The 1,503-nt window shown below is 59.9% G+C and carries 3 protein-coding genes; 1 reads left to right on the top strand and 2 read right to left on the bottom strand.

All coding sequences use genetic code 11. The annotated features are described in order from the left end of the window. Together AACS18_RS23330 and cutA are read right to left on the bottom strand one after the other, a co-directional pair. The coding region (locus tag AACS18_RS23330) for a protein-disulfide reductase DsbD domain-containing protein (RefSeq protein ID WP_258228912.1) at positions 1 to 699 on the bottom strand (699 nt) is incomplete at its 3' end. Further along, complete coding sequence (gene cutA, locus AACS18_RS10320) at positions 696 to 1,013, bottom strand: divalent-cation tolerance protein CutA (protein ID WP_069556185.1); 318 nt, start codon at positions 1,011 to 1,013, stop codon at positions 696 to 698. The genes AACS18_RS23330 and cutA, both read right to left, overlap by 4 nt. 244 nt (positions 1,014 to 1,257) lie before the next feature. Here cutA and AACS18_RS10325 point away from each other — a divergent pair. Further along, positions 1,258 to 1,503 (top strand): hypothetical protein (locus AACS18_RS10325; protein WP_258228913.1); only part of this gene is annotated, 246 nt, incomplete at its 3' end.

A 1,503-nucleotide genomic window follows, 5' to 3' on the forward strand; every position in this document is an offset into this window, starting at 1 on the left:
GGCGCGGCCGGTAGAGAGGCGATGACCGGCACCGGCGATGATGCCGGTCAGAATGGGATACATGGGGAAGACGCAGGGGGTGAAGGCGAGCCCCAGCCCCAGCGCGAAGAAGGCGACGATGCTGAGCCAGAACCCCTGATGGCCGAGGGCGGCGGCGAGCTGATCCTGCTGGCTAACCGGTGCGACGCTTTGTGCCGTTTCAGCAGTGGACGCTGTGGTTGCCGTGACCAGCGGGGCCACATCGATCAGCTTGTCGGTCGGTGGATAGCAGAGGCCGTCGGTACAGCCCTGATAGCGCACCCGCAGGGTGGCGCCGTCGCCCACTTCTTTGAGCGGTACCGCGATGCTCACCTGCTGGTAGTAGACCCGGGTCTTGCCGAAGAAGTCATCCTCGTGCTCGGTGCCTTCCGGCAGGGTCGGCTCGCTGAAGGTGAGGTTGTTCCCCTTGAAGCGCAGACTGTGACGATAGAGGTAGTAGTCGTCGGCGATATGAAGGGTCAGCAGCAGCTGATCGCCACGCTGTTCGTTCTCGATCTGAAAGGCCTCATCGACCTGTAAAAATTTGGGTTTGGCGTTGGCCTCAATGCCTAGCGAGCTGAGCAGATCGGCTCCGCTGGCGTGGGCTGGGGAGCTGCCCACTGTTGCCATCAGCAGGGCACAGAGCAGCAGCAGGGGAGAGAGCAAGCGGGTGAACGTCATGAGGTCTCCCCATTGAGCCAGTCGAGATAGGCAGGTAGTCCGGCACTCACCGGCAGGGCCAGCAGCTCGGGCACCTCATAGGGGTGATTGGCTTGAATACATGCCTGCAGCTCGGCAAAGCGCGATTGGCGGGATTTGATGATGAGCTGGATCTCGGTGGCGCGCTCCACCTTGCCTTGCCAACGATAGACGGAGGTGACGCCCGGCAGTTGATTGATGCAGGCGGCCAACCGCTGGTTCAGCAGTTGTTCGCAGAGAAGGTCGGCACTGGTTTGATCTGGGCAGGTGCAGAGCACCACAATGGCGTCGGTCATAAAGCGGATCTTCACCTCGTTGGGGTAAACCGGGCAGGCGCCCTTGCCGTGTCATCCCCATTTGCGGATGAAGGTGAAAAAAGCGCCTGAAAATCAGCGGCTACTATACCCCAGAGCCGCTTCAAATAGCATCTGTAGCCATTTGTGAGCCAGCGCCAAAAATTTGTGGGGGGCATGAGATAGACGCTGTCATGGGGACAGGGCAGAATGAGCGGGCTTGTTCCCAATTGACGTAAGGAAATGTATGACCCAACAGAATGAGCAGCAGAGAAACCGCATGTTGAGCCTGCTGCGCGAAGGTGAGCGCCGCATGTTGGTTCAATTGGCCGGGCTGCTGCGCACGACCGCCGATGAAATCAATGCCGAGCTGGAGAAAGAGGAGCTGATGGCCACCCTGGAGCAGCCCATTACAGTGGAGTATCTCAACGGCGTGGTGCAGCACCATCTGTTCGAGCGCAAACACAAGGGAGATATGGCGGTTGCCCAGCAG

The organism is Aeromonas sp. HMWF015 (assembly GCF_963878965.1).
GTDB classification, from domain to species: domain Bacteria; phylum Pseudomonadota; class Gammaproteobacteria; order Enterobacterales; family Aeromonadaceae; genus Aeromonas; species Aeromonas veronii.